This window comes from Tsukamurella sputi (assembly GCF_007858445.1).
Taxonomy (GTDB): domain Bacteria; phylum Actinomycetota; class Actinomycetes; order Mycobacteriales; family Mycobacteriaceae; genus Tsukamurella; species Tsukamurella sputi.
Genome location: NZ_VIGV01000087.1, coordinates 1 through 626, shown reverse-complemented (window position 1 = coordinate 626; position 626 = coordinate 1). Strand labels below are relative to the sequence as shown.

Genomic DNA, 626 nt, shown 5'->3' with positions numbered 1-626 from the left:
CGATCGCGTCGGCGTCAGCGTTTCCCATCGCTGCGGCGAGGCTCGCCTCGCGCAGTGCCGTCACCGAGTCCAACGCGTACTGGATCATCGACTTCGCCGAAACGTCGAGGACCTCCACCAGGAGCTCCGGGGTGCCCGCGAACTCCATGCACTCCTGAAGCCACCGACGCCAGCCGATGGTCAGGGCGCTCCGCCAACCATCGGTGAAATCGGGTGCGATCCCACGGGCTACGAGGTCGTGGATGAACGCTCTGGTTCGTGGGCCGATGTACACATCCACGCGTCGCCCTGGTCGCTGGATGTTCGAAGTGACCCACTGGGCTAGATCGGAACGGTTGAGTTCTCGATCCTCCTCGACCAGCGACGCATCGGGTAGCAGCGTGGAGGCGTACTGCGCCGGGAGAGAGGCGCGGGTGATCGCGTCGGCGAATGCGTCGGCGTCCGCCAGTAGCCGCTGGCACACGGACCTGATGGCGTCAGCGACGTCCGGCGGCGGGGCGGGCCACAATTCCTCCACTGCTTCATTCTCCACTGCCAGCGGCAGGAAGGGGCGGCTGAGGCCCGCGGCGTCGTCGATGGCGATATCTGGACCGTGTGAGCGAGTCATCGAGGGCAGCGACGCGCCC

Annotated in this window: 1 pseudogene; it reads right to left on the bottom strand. The window is 66.8% G+C overall.

Annotated elements, in window-relative coordinates:
- Positions 1–626: pseudogene (locus tag FK268_RS23265) on the bottom strand (hypothetical protein); the annotation flags it as partial.